This is a genomic window from Microcoleus sp. AT8-A3, assembly GCF_036705675.1.
Taxonomy (GTDB): domain Bacteria; phylum Cyanobacteriota; class Cyanobacteriia; order Cyanobacteriales; family Microcoleaceae; genus Microcoleus.
The window spans coordinates 72,651-91,225 of the sequence record NZ_JAUBVD010000011.1 but is presented as its reverse complement, the minus strand read 5'-3'; the positions used below and the strand labels follow the sequence as shown (position 1 = coordinate 91,225).

At 46.5% G+C, this 18,575-nt stretch carries 13 protein-coding genes; 6 read left to right on the top strand and 7 right to left on the bottom strand.

Annotated features, from left to right (window positions below; genetic code table 11):
• Positions 1-96 precede the first annotated feature (96 nt).
• On the top strand, positions 97-531 hold the full coding sequence (locus tag QUB51_RS09230) for a hypothetical protein (RefSeq protein WP_333055645.1): 435 nt from the start codon (positions 97-99) through the stop codon (positions 529-531).
• Between the two features lie 127 nt (positions 532-658).
• The gene (locus QUB51_RS09225; protein ID WP_333260828.1) at positions 659-1,039 is read left to right on the top strand and encodes a response regulator; all 381 of its coding nucleotides are present in this window, start codon (positions 659-661) and stop codon (positions 1,037-1,039) included.
• Between the two features lie 160 nt (positions 1,040-1,199).
• Here the strand turns inward: QUB51_RS09225 and QUB51_RS09220 are convergent, their stop codons facing one another.
• The 5 genes from QUB51_RS09220 to gatB form a co-directional block, all read right to left on the bottom strand.
• Positions 1,200-2,432, bottom strand: coding sequence for a pentapeptide repeat-containing protein (locus tag QUB51_RS09220; protein ID WP_333260775.1), 1,233 nt, complete (start codon positions 2,430-2,432; stop codon positions 1,200-1,202).
• Between the two features lie 107 nt (positions 2,433-2,539).
• Positions 2,540-3,178, bottom strand: a complete 639-nt coding sequence (locus QUB51_RS09215; RefSeq protein WP_333055643.1) for a Uma2 family endonuclease — start codon at positions 3,176-3,178, stop codon at positions 2,540-2,542.
• Between the two features lie 273 nt (positions 3,179-3,451).
• Positions 3,452-4,039 (bottom strand): Uma2 family endonuclease, encoded by a 588-nt coding sequence (locus tag QUB51_RS09210; protein WP_333055642.1) that lies wholly within the window; start codon positions 4,037-4,039, stop codon positions 3,452-3,454.
• A gap of 39 nt (positions 4,040-4,078) precedes the next feature.
• Positions 4,079-5,245, bottom strand: a complete 1,167-nt coding sequence (locus tag QUB51_RS09205; protein ID WP_333260780.1) for a pentapeptide repeat-containing protein — start codon at positions 5,243-5,245, stop codon at positions 4,079-4,081.
• A 439-nt stretch (positions 5,246-5,684) separates the two neighbouring features.
• Positions 5,685-7,187: an Asp-tRNA(Asn)/Glu-tRNA(Gln) amidotransferase subunit GatB gene (gene gatB / locus QUB51_RS09200; protein ID WP_333055640.1), complete on the bottom strand. Its 1,503-nt coding sequence runs from the start codon at positions 7,185-7,187 to the stop codon at positions 5,685-5,687.
• 96 nt (positions 7,188-7,283) lie between these two features.
• On the opposite strand from gatB, the gene QUB51_RS09195 reads away from it, so the two are divergent.
• The 4 genes from QUB51_RS09195 (at position 7,284) to QUB51_RS09180 (ending at position 16,271) form a co-directional block, all read left to right on the top strand.
• A complete protein-coding gene (locus QUB51_RS09195; protein WP_333298206.1) occupies positions 7,284-7,574 on the top strand; it encodes a hypothetical protein in 291 nt (96 codons plus the stop codon).
• A 155-nt stretch (positions 7,575-7,729) separates the two neighbouring features.
• Complete coding sequence (locus tag QUB51_RS09190) at positions 7,730-11,005, top strand: PAS domain S-box protein (RefSeq protein WP_333055638.1); 3,276 nt, start codon at positions 7,730-7,732, stop codon at positions 11,003-11,005.
• A gap of 360 nt (positions 11,006-11,365) precedes the next feature.
• On the top strand, positions 11,366-14,578 hold the full coding sequence (locus tag QUB51_RS09185) for an EAL domain-containing protein (protein WP_333260783.1): 3,213 nt from the start codon (positions 11,366-11,368) through the stop codon (positions 14,576-14,578).
• Positions 14,579-14,681: 103 nt separating this feature from the next.
• Positions 14,682-16,271, top strand: coding sequence for a glycoside hydrolase family 57 protein (locus tag QUB51_RS09180; protein ID WP_333071186.1), 1,590 nt, complete (start codon positions 14,682-14,684; stop codon positions 16,269-16,271).
• 150 nt (positions 16,272-16,421) lie between these two features.
• On the opposite strand, the gene QUB51_RS09175 is transcribed toward QUB51_RS09180, so the two are convergent.
• Together QUB51_RS09175 and QUB51_RS09170 are read right to left on the bottom strand one after the other, a co-directional pair.
• On the bottom strand, positions 16,422-17,099 hold the full coding sequence (locus QUB51_RS09175) for a PEP-CTERM sorting domain-containing protein (RefSeq protein WP_333207857.1): 678 nt from the start codon (positions 17,097-17,099) through the stop codon (positions 16,422-16,424).
• A 102-nt stretch (positions 17,100-17,201) separates the two neighbouring features.
• Entirely contained in the window at positions 17,202-18,227 is a 1,026-nt protein-coding gene (locus QUB51_RS09170) for a site-2 protease family protein (RefSeq protein WP_333207855.1), read from the bottom strand.
• Positions 18,228-18,575 lie beyond the last annotated feature (348 nt).

Here is an 18,575-nt window from a genome sequence, read left to right as displayed (position 1 = left end):
TTTTGTAACAATAACGGAATCTTTACCAATTCCTTACCGTTGCTATTTAGTCTCCTGTTATGCAGCTAACAGTTCTTTGCATTAGGAGGAGACTCGATGAATGCTTTTCAGGTTTTGAATGATATAAATCAGGATCTCGCAGATTCATTTTCCGGTTTGCCCACTGCTTGTCAGCAATCCACGCTTGGGATTGCTCATACAGAGGAAACACCGATCGCAGGCATTAAAGTTCAAGAAAAGGATGCGACACTTATCGTTAAAGTTCACATCTCTGACATTCATCTTGTCAAATTGAATCTCCAAATCACTCCAGAAACTGTTTTAATCCAAGGTCAACCTACCGAATCGGCTGTAGTAGAAGGTTATTTCCTTCCTAGTGGATTTCAAAGTCTCATTCCGTTGCCCCACCGCCTACATCCTGAAATCTATGCGGCTGAAATAGACCAGGATGGTTTAATACTTCAGATTGCTAAAGAGTTGAGAGTTGAGCAATCCGAAGTTCGGATTCAACTCTCAAATACACATCTTTGAGCGATTGCTTAAAGATGGGTATTTGACACCCAATTGGCAACCGAAAGATTGATTTTTAATCAACCCAAATAAAATGAACACTTTGCAATTAGCTAATTATGATGGCAGTCTCCTGCCCGAAAACAAGATGAAAGGGAAGCAAATTCTCATCGTTGACGACCAAGAACACCTCCGCGAACTGATACAGTTGTGCCTGGAAGACCTCGCGGGATGGAACACGCTGGTGGCCGAATCAGGACAAGAATGTTTACAAATCCTACAAACAGAACGACCTAATGCTATTTTGCTGGATATATCAATGCCTGGAATGGATGGGTTTGCTGTGTACGAGATCCTCCAATCCGATCCGATTACTCGATCGATTCCAGTGATTCTGCTGACAGCAAGAGTGATGTCAAGCGATATGGCTGAATTTGCCAAAATGGGCGTTGCTGGGGTAATTCGCAAACCATTTGAACCCACCACCCTGCCGGGAAAAGTGGCAGAGATGTTGGGATGGGATGATTGACACTCCCCGGTATGGCAGACGCAGGATTTTTAAGAGTTTACCTCTAAATTCATAGAGTTGCTGCTTCAATCGATAGTTTAAAGGTGAAATTCCATCGCACAGGCGTAACGCCCGTGCCACAATAGAAGCGGATAAATAAAAGGGCTTTCGCACTTACTGACTAAACCTCCTCAAAAATCGCGCCTCGCTGCTGTAGATTCACCTGCATTTCCTCATCCATTCCTGAATTGTTCCCGAATCTGGCTGACTCGACATTCGCACCACTGAAATTAGTATTTGTTAAGTTCACTTCCAGCAGATTTGCGCCGCTCAAATTAGCACCGCTGAGGTTAGCTAAAGCTAGACTTGCTTTGTGCAAATCTGCACCGCTTAAATCAGCATTTCCTAAGAAAGCCCCACTCAAATCTGCACCGCCGAATTTGGCATTTTGCAGGTTGGCGTCGCTGAAATCGGCATCGTTTAAGGTTGCACCCCGGAAATTTGCCCGATCGAGATTTGCGCTGCTAAAATCCACTGCACTTAAATTCGTTCCGCGCAAGCTGCTACCCGCGAAATCAAGTGCTGGATTGAGATTGGCGATTTTTGCCAACTCTACAAAGTTGTCGGTTTCAGCGGAAATAATGCGATCGACCATTTCCTGCAATTGGGATTCAGCTTCCGGCACAATTTCCACTTCGCGCGGTTCAACCGGAGGCAAATTGTAGGACAATAGCGCCCAACTGAGGGCAGGTTGGAGTTTATTTGCTTGCAGGTATACAGTCAGGATTCTTTCTAAAACCGAATGTTGATTTGGCGTGATCTCGTGCGGCCACAAACCCTCCGCATCTGTGAGATTAATATCTTCTTTAGCAACTTCAAAAGCCGCTGCCATCCGAAATTCTTTGGCAGTAATTTCTCCCAGCTTAGCGCTTTTTAGCAAACCTTTTAATACTGATTTGCCCTGTTCCACTGCAAAAATCCAAGCTGGGGTTGTATCATCGCTGATTGTGGAAACGTGACAAAATATGCTCTCTGTCTCCTTAATTTTTTCCAAATCCTCGCCGCCCTGAACTTCCCGCTGACTTTCGGTTACTAAATTTTCTGTACTGCTTGGAATTGGCAGGGTTTCTTCTATTGGCAAAAGCTTGAAAGAACCGACTAACTGACGTGAGGCTACGGGTATTTCGCAGTTTTCTAGATAGAGTTTGAGCGTCCCGCCTTGCAGACCAAATTTGACGCGACCACCTAGCAGGGGTTCCCAATGCTCGTTAAAATTCAGGCTCAAGTGAATGTCGAGCTGCTGGGTTTGGGGTGCAACCGATGGAACTGGAATTGCTTCAAATTGCATCCACAAGCAATCTGGGTATTTGTTGTGAGACTCTAGCGATCGCATATCGGGTAGAATTGCTGGCACTACCAGCCTGTAATTGATATTTAAATTAGTTTATCATCTCTATTTTATCACAACACAGCTTTTTTTCGTGGATAAAATTGTAAATTTTGTTTAATTTCCTCCGCCCTTCATTGGTTTTGCTGAATTTGACTTTTTACCCAATTCCGAAATGCTTTTACTAATTCCAAATAGTCCATTGTTTCTGCTTGTTCCAAAAATCTGACAATCTCTAAAACAGCCACGCTGGGAAATGCTAAACTGAGTTCGCCCTCAACGTATTCTCCATTTTCTAATCTGTTGATTCTGAGTCGAGATCCATTATAAATCCAAACTTCCGGCACTCCCAGATCCCTATAAACCTGCAAGGTATTTTCCGAACGGCTGGTAATATCAATTTCCACCACTAAATCCGGCGGCGGATCTTGACTCAGGTCAATTCTTTTTTTGCCTTTAACTGCACTAATATTCTGGATGTAAAAACATTCATCCGGTTCTGCACCGCTAAGTTCAGGACGCTTGAAAGTTGTGGAACCAAGGGGTTCAATTCTCACCTCTAATTCTTCCGCTAAGGTTTCAACAAATCGACCCATTATTGTTTTGAAGCGTTCGTGTTCTGGGGAGGGTACCATAATTTTCAAATTGCCACGACTATATGTCAGTCGAATTTGCCGATCGCCAATTTCGGCAAGCAAAGTTTCGTAGGTTTGCCAACTGATACCCGATAGCTCGACAATTTGTTCGGGTGGAGCAAGAGTTTTAGCTGTCATCTGATTTTAGATTTTAGATTTTAGATTTTAGATTTCTCCCGCGAATAAATCGGGGGTCAGAAACCAAATTGTTTTGGATGATAGCGATTAAAAGGGCGGGTTTTTGAGATTGTCAATTATTGGCAGATATTTTTCGTGAACCCGCCCCTACCCTATTAGGGGTAATCGACCGGACATAATATCATTCATTTGCACTTTTAGATTATATCATCGAAAAAAGCTCGATCGCTCTTTAATTACTGAGTTAAAATATGTGCTATCGAGCCAGAATATTTAGTCACCACTCTGCGCGGGAAATACCGCAGATAAATCGAGAGACAAATCTGGGAAACCTGGAATTACCACAACCTCATTCGGCAAAACCACTCGTTTGACTCGATAATCGAAACCACCTCTTTGTTTTTGATAAGGTTCGCTGTGCATTTCCAGTTGAATATCTACCAAATTAAATATCCAATAATCAGAAATTTCCGATTCAGCATAGAGAGATAACTTGGTTCTCCTGTCGTATTTCAAAGTAGAATCGGAAACCTCAATTACCAGCAAAATATCAGCAGGCTCCGGGTGAGAAGATAAATAATTATCAGAACGATTGCGAGCAATAACAACATCAGGCTCTGGTTCGCTATCAGCCGACAAAATAATCGGCTCTTGACCGCGCACGATCGCTCGTTCTTCCAGCAGTGGGTACAATTTTTTAAGCAATAGCGAATTACAAACAGAGTGAAACGTACCTTTTGCAGCCATTTTGATAATTTCTCCGCGAATCAATTCAACTCGCTCATCGGGGGCGAAAAATCCCAGTTCTCCCAAACGGTGATATTCGGCGATCGAGAATCGTTTTGCAGTTACGGCAGTCATAGCTTTTCTTACCCTCTACAATTACCAACATTTCCCATTCTACTCAAAAATCCCGCCCCGTGCCATCAATTCAACCTTCAGGGCTTCCGCAATTCCGACACAACCCAAAAACTTCGCATTTTTAACTACAGTATTTTTCAAATCAGCGCGGCTCAAATCAGCACCTTTTAAATTCGCTCCACTCAAATTAACACCACTTAAATCAGCATTCTTGAAATCAGTATTTGTCAAATTTGCATTTACTAAAATCGCATTCGGTAAATAAGCACTGCTCAAATTGGCGTTGGTTAAATTTGCACCGCTCAAATTCGCCCTGGGCAGCTTTGTCCGCAAATCAGCACCGCTCAAATTGGCGCTGCTGAGTTCAGCATCCCGCAAATTAGCATTGCACAAATTAGCATCAATTAAAATAGCAGCGCTCAGCAAAGCACCGCTGAGATCGGCCAAAGTCAAGTCTGCGCCTCGGAGGTTGGTTTCGCGCAAATCTGCACCGTTAAAATCAGCGTAGTGCAAGTCAAAACCGCTTAAATTAGCCCCAGCAAAATCCTCAATCGGATTCAAACCAACTGTTTCTGCAAGTTGTACAAAACTCTTATTTTTATCAGTTAAAAACAGTTCGCGGACGATCGCCAATTGCTCCTGTCGGTACTGGTTAGCCTTGTCATAATCTGCTAAATACTTGTAGCCGAGCTTCAAATACTTGAGAGCATTGCGCTCAATGCGATCGTCCTTGCTGGTGCGCGCGATCGACAACTGCTGGTGATAGCATTCGATCGCACCAGGCAAATCTCCCTTAGCATCGTAAGCTAGCGCCAAATTGCCCAAAGTTTCCAATTCAGAGCGCCCGTCGCCAGTATCCCGCGCGATCGCCAAACGCTGCTGCTGGTAATCAATAGCACCAGAAAAATCCTCAAGAGCACAGCAAGCATTGCCCAAATTTCCCAAAGCATTTGCCTCGCCCCGGCGATCGCCAATTTCCCGCGCTAACATCAAATGTTGCTGGTAGCAGTCGATCGCCTGAGCATAATTCAAGAGCGCTTCGTAAGCTACACCCATATTACCCAGCGCCGCACCCGATCGGCGCTTATCGTCCATTGAGCGATACAGCGCCAGCGCTTTCTGCCAAGAATCCAGCGCCGCCTCAAATTGACGCGCCTGATATTGCGAAATCCCCTGCTTGATTAGCTCGCTAGCTTGTTCGCTCATACTGTCCAAATTAGTTAATAACTAAAGCTGATATTAACTGAGATATTGCACCATTCTCGCTTAACAGGCAAGATGCCTGTTCCACGAGAAAATTCACTCTTTGTGGAACAGGCCGGAAAGCCTGTTCATAAAAAGCTGATTGAGAATGGTGCAAGATTTCAGTATGGCCCATCCCCCTCTCCCCCATCCGTACTTTCACGTCCGTACAAAAAAAAGACAAAAAAAAGAGAGAGCTACCTAAGTAACTCCCTCTGCCATCAGGGTGCATCTACATAACACAATATAACACTATCGGGATGAGGGGTGTCACCCCCCAAACGTGAAGATGTTGTAAAGAAATGTAGATTAATTATAAAGTTACGATCCCGCCAGAAGGGCGAGCTCAGGAAAAACCGATCGCCCGCCGCTGTATCCGCTACACGATCCCCTTAACGAATGCTTAACCTGGGGCGTTAAGCTTCGCCGCCAGCAGCTCATTGGTCAGTTTGGGATCGGCCCGGCCGCCCGTTTCCTTCATCACCTTGCCGACAAAAAAGCCCAGCAGCTTAGTTTTACCGCCTCGGTACTGTTCGAGCTCCTTGGGATTGGCGGCTAACACCGCATCGATCGCTCGATCGATCGCCCCAGTATCCGAAATTTGAATCAAACCCTTGCTTTCAACAAACTTTTGAGGCGAACCACCATTTGCCAGCAACTCCGGCAAAATATCCTTAGCGATTTTGCCACTGATCGTACCGGCCTCAATTAGCCCCAGCAGTTCAGCTAAATCCTGCGGTTGGAAAGGAATTTCTGCGATCGCCAGTTTTTCATTTTTCAGATAAGCAGTAATATCGCCCATCACCCAATTGGCAGCTTGTTTAGCCACAGCACCGGCGGCGATCGATTTTTCAAAATACTCCGCCACCGCTTTGTCGTCAGTCAGCACCCGCGCGTCGTAGGGAGAAAGACCGAGCTCAGTTTCGTAGCGATGGCGCTTCATTGCCGGCAATTCTGGCAGTTGAGCTTGCCAATCCTGCAATTGCTCAGTCGAAACTTTGATCGGAGGCAAATCCGGTTCCGGGAAATACCGATAATCGCTCGCACCTTCCTTAACCCGCATACTGAAAGTACACTGCTTGTTTTCATCCCACAGCCTGGTTTCTTGGATGATGGTTTCGCCATTTTCCACCGCTTGAATTTGTCGCTCGATCTCATAATCGATCGCCCGTTCGATCGCATTAAAAGAGTTCATATTTTTAATTTCCACCTTCGTGCCGAACTCTTTTCTGCCCACGGGGCGCACCGAAATATTCACGTCGCACCGGAGTGAACCTTCCTGCATATTCCCGTCGCCAACACCGATGTAGCGCACGATCCGGCGCAATTCTTGACCGTATTCGGCAGCTTCCGCGCCCGATCGCAAATCCGGTTCCGAAACAATTTCGATTAGAGGCACACCGGCGCGGTTGTAATCCACCATTGAATAAGTTGAACCGCTGAGCCGATCGCTGCCGCCGTGAACCAATTTTCCGGCATCTTCCTCCATGTGCAAGCGAGTGATCCCGATTTTTTTTCTAGTAGAATTTCCCGTCTCATCCACCAGTTCAATTTCTAGCCAGCCGTTAGTAGCGATCGGCAAATCGAACTGAGAAATTTGATAATTTTTCGGCAAATCGGGATAGAAATATTGCTTGCGGTCAAACTTACTGTAAGGTGCGATTTCGCAGTTGAGAGCCAGCCCTGCTTTCACCGCATACTCCAGCACTTTTTGATTTAATACGGGCAAAACTCCCGGCATTCCCATACAAATTGGGTCAATGTTAGTATTTGGGGCATTGCCAAATTCTGTAGAAGAACTGGAGAAAATTTTAGTATTCGTACTTAATTGACAATGAGTTTCGAGGCCGATAATGGCTTCGTACTGAGTTCGGTTTTTTATCGAAGAGGGTGCAGCAGCAGTCATAAGCAATTTAAAAGACTGAATAACTTTAGATTTTATTTTAGCTTTTTATTGACCAAACTGATGGGAGAGTATTTGTAGGTAGGGGCGGTTTCATTGGTGTCAACAAGCGTGTCAAACCCTGATTTCGGCAGGTTTAAACCCCTGACGGACTTTGAGCAAGCGTGTTTAGTTGAGACAAATGGGGCTCTGCATACGCAACGCCCTGCTACAGATTGGCGATCGACCCAAGGCTGCAGCCACGCCGAGAGCCTTTGGATCGCCCCCAAACAACAACTCTGTGCAAAAATATACTTAGCGCCAGCTCCTGCCCGCACCATTCCCTTACCCAGGAGAGTTTTAGATCGATCGACTACAATTGCCGATCGATCTGCACCCCAAATCCTTTGACTGGCTGTATTTAATAACGCCGCCCGCCTCCAACGATCAGCTCCACGCACAGACTAAAAATTAAAAATGTATAATTTAACAGGAAATTACATATTTTTAATTTTTAAGCTTTAATTTTGAATTCTCAAAGTAACACTTGCCTAAGTGTCAAAACTATGCGTGAAATTCCAGTTAAAAGTGCCAGACTGTTTCAGAACAGCATCACTGAGCTAGAGCAGGCGGAATTAGCCCTCGAACTCGCTTGGAACGAACTCGAAAAACAAACAGCAGAAACCATTGCTCACATTGCCAACACTGGCTCAGCAAACACACAGGAAATTAGCGATCGCTTCGCCAGGGCGAAGCAACTCCGGCAGCAACTTCAAACTCAAATAAAAAAAGCCAACTCGCGGCGGGAATTTCACCTAGAAAACTCACCAATGGCCGTTGTAGAGTGGGACAAAGAATTTCGGGTAGTGCAGTGGTCGCCAATGGCAGAAAAAATATTTGGCTGGAGTGCAGCAGAAGTAATCGGCAAATACTGGCACGAATGGTCAATAGTTCATCAAGAAGACTTCGAGGAAGTGTGTGCCGTCACAAATCAACTATTACACAGCAGAGAACCCCGCAACATTTGCCGCAACCGCAACTATACAAAAGATGGCTCAGTAATTTACTGTGAATGGTACAATTCCGCACTAATCGATGAATCGGGAAGAGTAGTTTCAATTCTCTCTTTTGCCAGAGACATAACCGATTTCCACCGCGCTCAAGAAGAACTGCATAGGCGCGAACAAGCTTTCAGCGCCATCGCCGAAAATGCGACCGATATTATCGCCCGGTTCGATCGCAAACTCTGCCTCCTTTACATCAACCCAGCAGTAGAATCAACAATTGGAAAACACGCCGAAAAATTGATTGGCAAAACCAACCAAGAATCAGGAATGCCACCGCACCTGTGCAGCCTGTGGGATGAGGCTTTTATGAAAGTTTTTGGTAGCGGCAAACAAGAAACCATAGAATTTGACTTGCCCACTTCCGAAGGCATAAAATATTACCACTGTCGAGTCATTCCCGAGTTTGCTGAAGACAATTCAGTAGAAACAGTTTTATCCATCTCCCGCGACATCACAGAACTCAAACAAGTCGAAGATCAGTTGCGACAAAGCGAATCCAAATTTAAAGCCATAGTAGATTCTAATATTATCGGCTTAATTTTTTGGGATCTTGACGGCCACATTACAGATGCGAACGCGGCTTTTTTAAACACGGTAAATTATACGCGGGACGAGCTGCTTGCCGGAAAAGTTAACTGGCAAGAAATGACACCACCTGAATACGTGGGTTTAGATACAGAAAAAGTTGCCGAACTGAAGGCTAGAAATACGGTTGTTCCCTTTGAAAAAGAATTTATATGCTCCGATGGTAGCCGCGTTCCGGTGCTGCTGGGCAGCACATTTTTAGAAGGAACGAAGCAATTAGGCGTCAGTTTTGTGCTGGACTTGAGCGAGCGCAAGCAGGCAGAATTGGAACTGCAAAAACATCAGCAACTTTTAGAGAGTATTGTTACAACTATACCTAATTTTCTCTACATTTACGATGCAGTAAAAAACCAAAATATTTATGCAAATGAATCTGTCACAGCTATGCTGGGATACACTCCCCAAGAATTGCAAGATTTGGGGACAGACGCTGTAGCCAACTTAGTTCATCCCGACGATCTGTTAAAGCTAATTACAGGTATGGAGCGACTAAAACACAGTAGGAATCCCTATGAAACCGATGACAGAGACTACAGAATCAAACACAAAAATGGGGAATGGCGCTGGGTGCACGCTCGCTCTAAAGTTTTCAAAAGAACGCCAGACGGACAAATGAGGCAAATTATCGGTTCCGTACTCGACATCAGCGATCGCAAACAAGCCGAAGAATCATTAAAACAGCAAAAAGAACTGCTGCAAACAATCTTCGACAACGTGCCGATTATGCTCGCATTATTAGACAAAAATGGTCAAATAAACTGGGTGAACCGCCACTGGGAACAAGTGCTAGGCTGGAGTTTGGCAGAAATCAAAAACCGTGATATCTTGGCAGAATTTTATCCGCAGCCAGAATACCGTCAATATGTTTTGGATGAAATAAAAGCAGCAAATGAGAAGTGGAGCGACTTCAAAACAAAAGTTAAAGACGGGCGAATTATCGACACTTCTTGGGCAAATGTTCGTCTTTCAGACGGCAGTTGTATCGGCATTGGTCAAGATATCACCGAACGCAAACGAGTAGAATTAGAGCTCAAAGAACTTAACGAAACTTTAGAAGCTCAAGTCGCGCAACGTACTGCAGAATTAGAAATTTTTTTTGATGCTTTGCCCGACCACATTTTTGTGGTAGATAGCGATAATATGCGACTGTCTTTTGTCAACCAATCTGTTGCCAAAACTGCTGGATTAAATAGCAGAAAAGAGATGCAGGGCAAAACTATTTTTGAATGTTTCTCCCCCGAAATAGCCGCCAAATTCTCTAGGGAAAATTCGCAGGTATTTGAAACAGGGGAAACTCTGCACTTGCAGGATAAATTTGTAATTGCTGGCGAGACCAGTTACTACGATACTTTTAAAATTCCCCTCAGAAATCTCGACGGCGAGGTTTATGCTTTAATTGGCACTTCTCGCGATATCACTGAGTTGGTAGAGACAAAACAAGCTTTGTCAGAACGCACAGAGCAATTAGAAGCTGCCAATCAAGAATTAGAATCTTTTTCTTACTCAGTTTCCCACGACTTGCGCGCACCTTTGCGACACATTTCAGGTTTTGTAGAAGCGTTGAAACAGCGGCTAGAATTAACTGAGGCTTTGAGCGATCGCAAAATAGTTCACTATATGGAAGTAATTGAAGACAGCAGCCAAAAAATGAGCCTGTTGATTGACGGTTTGCTCGCCCTGTCGCGGGTGACTCGCACCGAGTTGAGGCAAATTCCGATCGATCTGAGCCGTTTGGTACAAAATGCGATTAAATTGACTAAACCACCAACAGTCGCAGATCCGGCCCAAACTCCCCACAGCGTTGAATTTGCCGTCGGAAATTTGCCGACAGTAATGGGAGATTCAACCTTGCTGCAACAGGTGTTCAGCAACTTGATTAGCAACGCCGTCAAGTTCAGCCGCGGACGCAATCCGGCTACAATAGTTATTGAGGGTTTACCCGATGGGACGATTTTTGTCAAGGATAACGGGGTGGGTTTTCCGATGGAATATGCCGATCGCCTGTTTGGAGCCTTTCAGAGGCTGCACTCCCAGAGAGAATTTGAAGGTACGGGCATCGGTTTGGCGATCGTCCAGCGGATTATTCACCGCCACGGCGGTACGGTTTGGGCCGAAAGCCTACCTAGTCAAGGAGCCACCTTTTACTTTAAACTAGGGCAAACAATCTCAAACGGTAATATAGATTCATAAGTTAAGTCTATAAGAGTTTTAAATGAAAAATTTAAAACTCTTATAGACTTAAATAAGTCACGATCGGTGAGAGCATCCGAATTTTGGTGTGACAGGAGTGTTCACTGTTAGGGATGGAAGCGAAAGATATAGGCGGGGCTGTGCAAGATGCTCGTACTCCTAAAAAATGCTCTTTTAAAAATTGGGGTGCTCCCCAATCGGTTCGTCAGCCCTCGACTGCAGGTGCTAAATAAAGGTCTTGCGAGTAGAGTATATAATTAATTTTGCTAAAAATATCGAGATAAAATTAATAACAAAACTAAGTCTAAAAAATTACTAGCAAAAACACAAATAACCAATTGAAAACATCCCCAATACCTTATGTTAGATATAAATGAAACCAACTATCTACTAAAAATGGTAGCGGAATCAACATTAAACTTGTTGATTATCGAAGACATGGCAGAAGATATGGAATTAATAGTGCTCGCCTTAGAATCGGGGGGTGTAAATTTTAAGTGCGACACTGCCGAAACAGCAACAGAGTGCAGAAAACTGCTCGAAAATTGCCAGTACGATGCTGTACTCTCAGATTACCGCCTCCCCGGCTTCAACGGTTTAGAAGTATTGAAATTAATGCAGGAATTAGGGCAAGACATACCCTTAATTTTAGTAACGGGAAGTTTGGGAGAAGAAGCGGCAGTTGAGTGCCTCAAAGCTGGAATGACCGATTACGTATTAAAAGGGCGGCTGTTTAGGTTGCCAACAGTCTTAGAACGATCGCTCCAAGAATACAAAATGCGGCGCCAGCAACAAGAAGCGATCGCCCAAATTCAGCGGCAAGCTCAGCGAGAAGCGATAGTCAACCGCATCGTTCAAGCCATGCGCTTCACCCTTGTACTCGACGAAGTGCTGCAAACCACCGCAGATCAACTGCACGAAGCTCTCGAAATCAGCGGCTGCGCGATATTGCAGCCAGATGCTGAGGGCAAGATCGGGATTCGCTACATGAGCTTAAAGGCAGCCGACAGAGAACGGGCGATCGGTCTAAATTGCGACTTTGCCCAACACTATCGCTTCTCCCTCGCCCGCGGAGAAACGATCGCCCTCGCCGAGTTATCGACTCTGAGCCCGGAACTGCAAGCATCAGCCCAATTTTTAGGGTTTCACTCGATCGCGATCGCACCGCTGCTATACCAGCAATCATTTTTGGGAGGAATTTGCCTCTACCAGTGCGATCGGGCCCGCTGTTGGACTACAGAAGAACTATCGCTAGTCAAAGCCATATCCGATCAGTGCGCGATCGCGATCCACCAAGCCGAACTCTACCAACAAGCCCAAACCGAACTGGCAGAACGCAAGCGCGCCGAAGCAGCAGTCTGTGGCATCCAGCAGCAGCTAGCCACAATGGCAGCCAACATTCCCGGCTCAGTCTACCGCACTGTGCTGCATCCAGATGGCACAATCTCCCTGCCCTACATCAGTCCGGGCGTGCGCGAAGTTACTGGGTTCGGGGCCGAAGAAGTGATTTCGCGCCCGGAACTCTTGACCGAAATCATCCATCCAGAGGACAAAAGCTCGTCTGACAGCCGCGTAGCAGCATCGAGAGCGAGTCTTTTGCCGTGCGATCGCCAGTACCGCATCGTTCTGAGATCGGGGGAGGTAAAGTGGGTGCAAGACAGCGCTAAATTTTCCAAAAACGAAAACGGCGACGTAATTATAGACGGAGTAGCCCTCGACATCAGCGATCGCAAACAAGCAGAATCAGCCCTGCGCCAAAGCGAACAGCGATTTCGCTCGCTGATTGAAAACGCCACAGACATCACGATCATTCTCGACGCCGCAGGAATCTTCCGCTACATCAGCCCTTCGGTTAAGCGAATTTTAGGGTACGCGCCCCACCAGGCGATCGGCCGCAGCGCCTTAGAAATAGTTCACCCCGACGACAGCGCTACGATCGCCGAAACCCTCCACAAAGCCATTGAAAACCCCAAAAGAAGCCAGTGCCCAGTTGAGTACCGAGTCCGCCACCGCAACGGTTCCTGGTGTTATGTAGAAGCTGTAGCCACCAACTTGCTCTACGATCCCGCAGTCAAGGGAATCGTGATTAACTGTCACGACATCACTCAGCGCAAACTCGCCGAAGAACAACTGCTGCACGATGCTTTTCACGACGCCCTCACCGGATTGCCCAACAGATCGCTATTTACCGATCGGCTCGAACACGCTCTGAGGCTGGCAAAACGGCGCAAAGACTACTCGTTTGCCGTGCTGTTTCTCGATTTAGATAGATTTAAAGTAGTCAACGATTCCCTCGGCCACGCCATCGGCGATCAATTGCTAGTATCGATCGCGCGGCGTCTGGAAGCTTGTCTGAGGCCCGGAGATACAGTAGCCCGCATCGGAGGAGACGAGTTTGTGCTGTTGCTAGAAGACATCGAGGGCATCAATGAAGCTAGCAGCATTGTCAACCGACTGCAAAAGAAAATCACCTCCCCTCTCCTTCTAGACGGACACGAAGTATTTATCACCGCCAGCATCGGCATAGCTTTGAGCTCTGGCGAATACCTGGAACCGACAACCCTGCTGCGCGACGCCGACACAGCAATGTACCGCGCCAAAGAACTTGGCAGAGCCCGACACGAAGTTTTCAACAGTTCCATGCACGCCCACGCTTTGCGACTGTTGCAGCTCGAAAACGACCTGCGGCGGGCGATCGAATCAATTAAAGAACCCGCCACAGAAGAAGACTTTCCCCCATCCCCCGAATCAGCCTTACCTCCCTTATCCGCAGCGCCCCAGTTTATTATTCACTACCAGCCGATCGTGTCGATCGCCACTAACACAATTACCAGTTTTGAGGCCCTAGTGCGCTGGCAGCATCCAGAACGAGGCTTAGTTTCCCCCGGCGAATTCATCACCATCGCCGAAGAAACCGGCTTGATCGTACCCCTGGGCCGCTGGGTACTTCGCACAGCTTGCCACCAAATCCGCCAGTGGCAGCAGCTATTTCCCAGCCACCCCCCGTTGAGCGTTAGCGTCAACATTTCTGTCAAACAGTTTTCTCAGCCAGATTTAATCGAATACATCGATCGAGTCCTCGCAGAAACTCACCTCGACGGCAGCAGTTTAAAACTAGAAATTACCGAAAGCGTACTTATAGAAAATTCTGAATCAGTAACAGCAATGCTGGTGCAGCTCAGAACCCGAAACATAGACTTGTGCATTGACGACTTCGGCACCGGCTATTCCTCGCTCTCCTACCTGCACCGCTTCCCCACCAATACCTTAAAAATAGACCGCTCTTTTGTTAGCAGGATGGGAGGTGAGTTCGATTTCAGTAAAGGAGGGATTGACCCCACAGAAATTGTGCGGTCGATCGTTACTTTGTCCCACAATTTAGGCATGGATGTAGTAGCCGAAGGAGTCGAAGAAGCATCGCAACTATCTATACTAAAAGGGTTAAAATGTGAGTACGCCCAGGGATTCTTTTTCTCAAAGGCAGTAGACTCTCAAACAGCAGCAGCCTTAATCCGACAGCAAGCAGAAAATCAGAATTTGCTGACATTTAGTTTGTTAGAGAAAGGTCATTAAAAAAACACGGCATTTTGTGAGTCCCGTTTCAGCATAAAATCTTAAAATATTTTAAAGCTGTCCCTAACAGGCGTCAGTTAATAACTACGGCATCCAAATCATTATGACTATTGGCTACCTCGCCCTCGTTCTCCACGCCCACTTGCCCTTTGTTCGCCACCCCGAAAGCGACTACGTTTTAGAAGAAGAATGGCTGTTTGAGGCGATCGCGGAAACCTATATTCCCCTGCTGCAAGTCTTTGAAGGCCTCAAGCGCGACGGCATCGACTTTAAAATTACCATGAGCATGACACCGCCCTTGGTGGCAATGCTGCGCGACCCCTTGCTGCAAGACCGCTTCGACGACCACTTGGCCAAACTCGAAGAATTAGCCGATCTCGAAATCGAACACAACAGCGGAAACGGCCACCTCCGCTATTTGGCAGAACATTACGCCACCCATTTCTCTCAAGTCCGCAACTTTTGGGAAAAGTACGATCGAGATTTAGTCAAAGCCTTCAAAGAACACCAAGATACCAACAACCTCGAAATCATCACCTGCGGTGCCACCCACGGCTACCTACCGTTGATGAAAATGTACCCCGAAGCAGTTTGGGCACAAATTCAAGTAGCTTGCGACAACTACGAAGCAAACTTCGGCCGCCGACCAAAAGGCATTTGGCTGCCCGAATGCGCCTACTATGAAGGCTTAGAGCGGATGTTAGCCGACGCAGGCCTCCGCTACTTTCTCACAGACGGTCACGGCATCCTCTACGCCCGCCCGCGTCCCCGCTACGGCAGCTACGCCCCAATTTTCACCGAATGCGGAGTCGCAGCCTTCGGCCGGGATCACGAATCCTCGCAGCAGGTTTGGTCTTCCGAAGTCGGCTATCCCGGCGCCGCCGAATACCGCGAATTCTACAAAGATTTGGGCTGGGAAGCTGACTACGATTACATTAAGCCCTACATCATGCCCAACGGCCAGCGGAAAAATACCGGGATTAAATATCACAAAATCACCGGTCGCGGATTGGGTTTAGGCGATAAACAGTTGTACGATCCTTACTGGGCAAGGGAAAAAGCAGCGGAACACGCCAGCAATTTTGCTTTTAACCGCGAACGCCAAGTCGAACACCTCAACGGCATTATGCAGCGTCCGCCGATTATTGTTTCGCCTTACGACGCCGAACTTTTCGGTCACTGGTGGTACGAAGGGCCTTGGTTCTTAGATTACCTGTTCCGCAAGAGTTGGTACGACCAAAATACCTACGAGATGACGCACTTAGCCGATTATTTGCGGGGAAATCCGACTCAGCAAGTGTGCCGCCCGTCTCAGTCTAGCTGGGGTTTCCGGGGTTTCCACGAATATTGGCTCAACGATACCAATGCTTGGATTTACCCGCACTTGCACAAAGCTGCGGAACGGATGATTGAGTTGGGAAGCATGGAACCTGCAGATGAGTTGCAGTGGCGGGCTTTGAACCAAGCGGCGCGGGAAGTGCTGCTAGCTCAATCTTCTGACTGGGCGTTTATCATGCGTACAGGGACGATGGTTCCCTATGCAGTGCGGCGCACTCGATCGCACTTAATGCGCTTTCACAAGCTTTACGATGAAGTGAAAGAAGGGAAAGTTGATTCGGGTTGGTTGGAGAAGGTTGAGGAGATTGATAATATTTTCCCTGAAATTAACTATCGCGTTTATCGATCGCTTTAAGCAAGTTTTAAGTTGCTCGTTCCCAGGCTCTGCCTGGGGACGCATTCCCGGAGGCTCTGCCTCCTCTTTTTCTCCCCAATCGACGAGGCAGAGCCTCTGGATATCGGTTCCCAGGCAGAGCCTAGGAACCAGTTAATCTCCTAATTAGTATTACACCTTTTTTGCCGCCATTCTCTTGCACCACAAACCCATTCCCGCAGCCACAAACGTACCAACAGCAGTCATCGGTTCCGGTACAGGTTCATACTCATAAATTGCACTAACTGTAGTGTTAGCCACAACCTTACCCCCAAAACTACCTCTAGCCGGACTCCCCAGAATTTGAGTCAAACCAGTTGTCGCCACGCCAGCCGTAAAAGTATCACCATCGCAGCCAGTTAAAGCACTTAAAAACTGCGGCAAATCATAACTCTTCGACACAGTACCAGAAGCCGAACCGCTAACACTTCCCGTACCGCCACTAGCAATCTTCGTTTCCGGCGGACTTGCTAACACACTCAAAGTCAAATTAGGGTCAACTTTCAACAGCGGAATATTCACAGCAATACTTGCATTACTCGCCGCCGTCCCCATAAAATCTCCCGTCAAAGGAGTAATGCTCACACTATTATTAACAGTAGACTTAACCGTAACATAAGCCCTTAATAGCGTTCCTAACAGCGAATTAAACTTGGGCAAAACTACATTCGTGCTGCTATTTAACGGCTGCGAACCCAAATTCACAGTGTAAGTTTGAGTAAGAGTTGCCGCTTGTGCAGAAAAACATTGACTGACAACTGCAAAACTCAAACTTCCGCTAACAATTCCCCACTTTTGAAAAACATTCATTTCGATAAACTCCTACAATAATAAAGTTGCATTTTGTGGCACGGGCGTCTCGCCCGTTAGGTTAATCGTGGCACGGGCGTCCCGCCTGTAATTAATCTGCGGTTAAAAACTCCAAACCCGCAAAACCAAATTACCCAGCAAGGATGCTAAATAACTCAAAACCCAAACAGTATAAAGTATACTCAAAGGCGCGTAAGCTGCCAAAACCCATTGCGTTTCTGCTGCTTCCTCAATCTCCTCCCTCCGCAACAAATCCCCATAAAAATCAAACGACCTTTGTCGCAGATTGTTAATGCCAGTTCCAGCAACTAATAAATAATAACCGTCAAATCTATTCAACGGATTCAAATTAATTGCAACTGTCAGCAAGGCCGCCACCATCAACAAATAACTAATTTGATGCCAAACCGGATTTGACTGAGAAAACAGCCACATCCAAACAGCCAATGCCCAAATTGTTACTTGGATTAATACTCCGGCGGCTACTACTAAAACCCGCTGTTTCCGCCGGACTAAACTGTATTGGTCGGTTGTATCTGTGTAACATCCAGGGATGAAACACATAAACAATAATCCAATTTCTTTAACAATACCGCCGTAGTGTTTTAGCGTGAAAGCGTGGCCGAGTTCGTGCAAAGCTATTACCAGCATTGTCAGCAATACAAATTTGAAAATATTCTCATTTTTTCCCGCTATCCACAACTGCTGATGTGAGGCTGCGACTTCGGCAGAGGAAGCCAACCACACAGCTACAGAGGAAGCGATGAAAGCGCACAGAAAAAAGCCAAATTCCCACGTCCAAATCCAGCGGAATTTGTCGATGTGCCGCGACAGCCAAACATCGGGATTGACTAGGGGAATTGTGAAGGATAGCAGGTTGATTTTAGCTTTCGGCGGCTTGGTTCCTTCTAGCATTCCTGCTTGTGCTAAGTCTTTCAAGAGATTTTGCACATCTTCTAAATCCAGGTCGTATTCAGCGAGAATATTAGTTAGTGGTTGTTGACTTAATTGCACAATTACCTGTTTGTCAAAGTCGTCAACTTGAATACAGGTAATGTCTTCGGGATTGCGAAGTATCCAATGACCGTCGGGATGAGGTATCCATTGCACCGCTGATTTGAGTTGCATGGTAGATTGTCACTTTGGCTGACAAAGTTTCGATTTAATTGAATAGGAGTTACTCGTTTTTAGGCGGAGATTCTGATCCCCCCTAGCCCCCCTTAATAAGGGGGGGACAAGAGAATCAACTCAAAGTCAACCCCTACTCCCCTTCTTAAGGGGGATTTAGGGGGATCTAGACTTTCGGATCAAGCAGAGAGACAGTGGGTTTTAGGCCGAAACTCGATCCCCCCTAGCCCCCCTTAATAAGGGGGGGACAAGAGAATCAACTCAAAGTCAACCCCTACTCCCCTTCTTAAGGGGGATTTAGGGGGATCTAGACTTTCGGATCAAGCAGAGAGACAGTGGGTTTTAGGC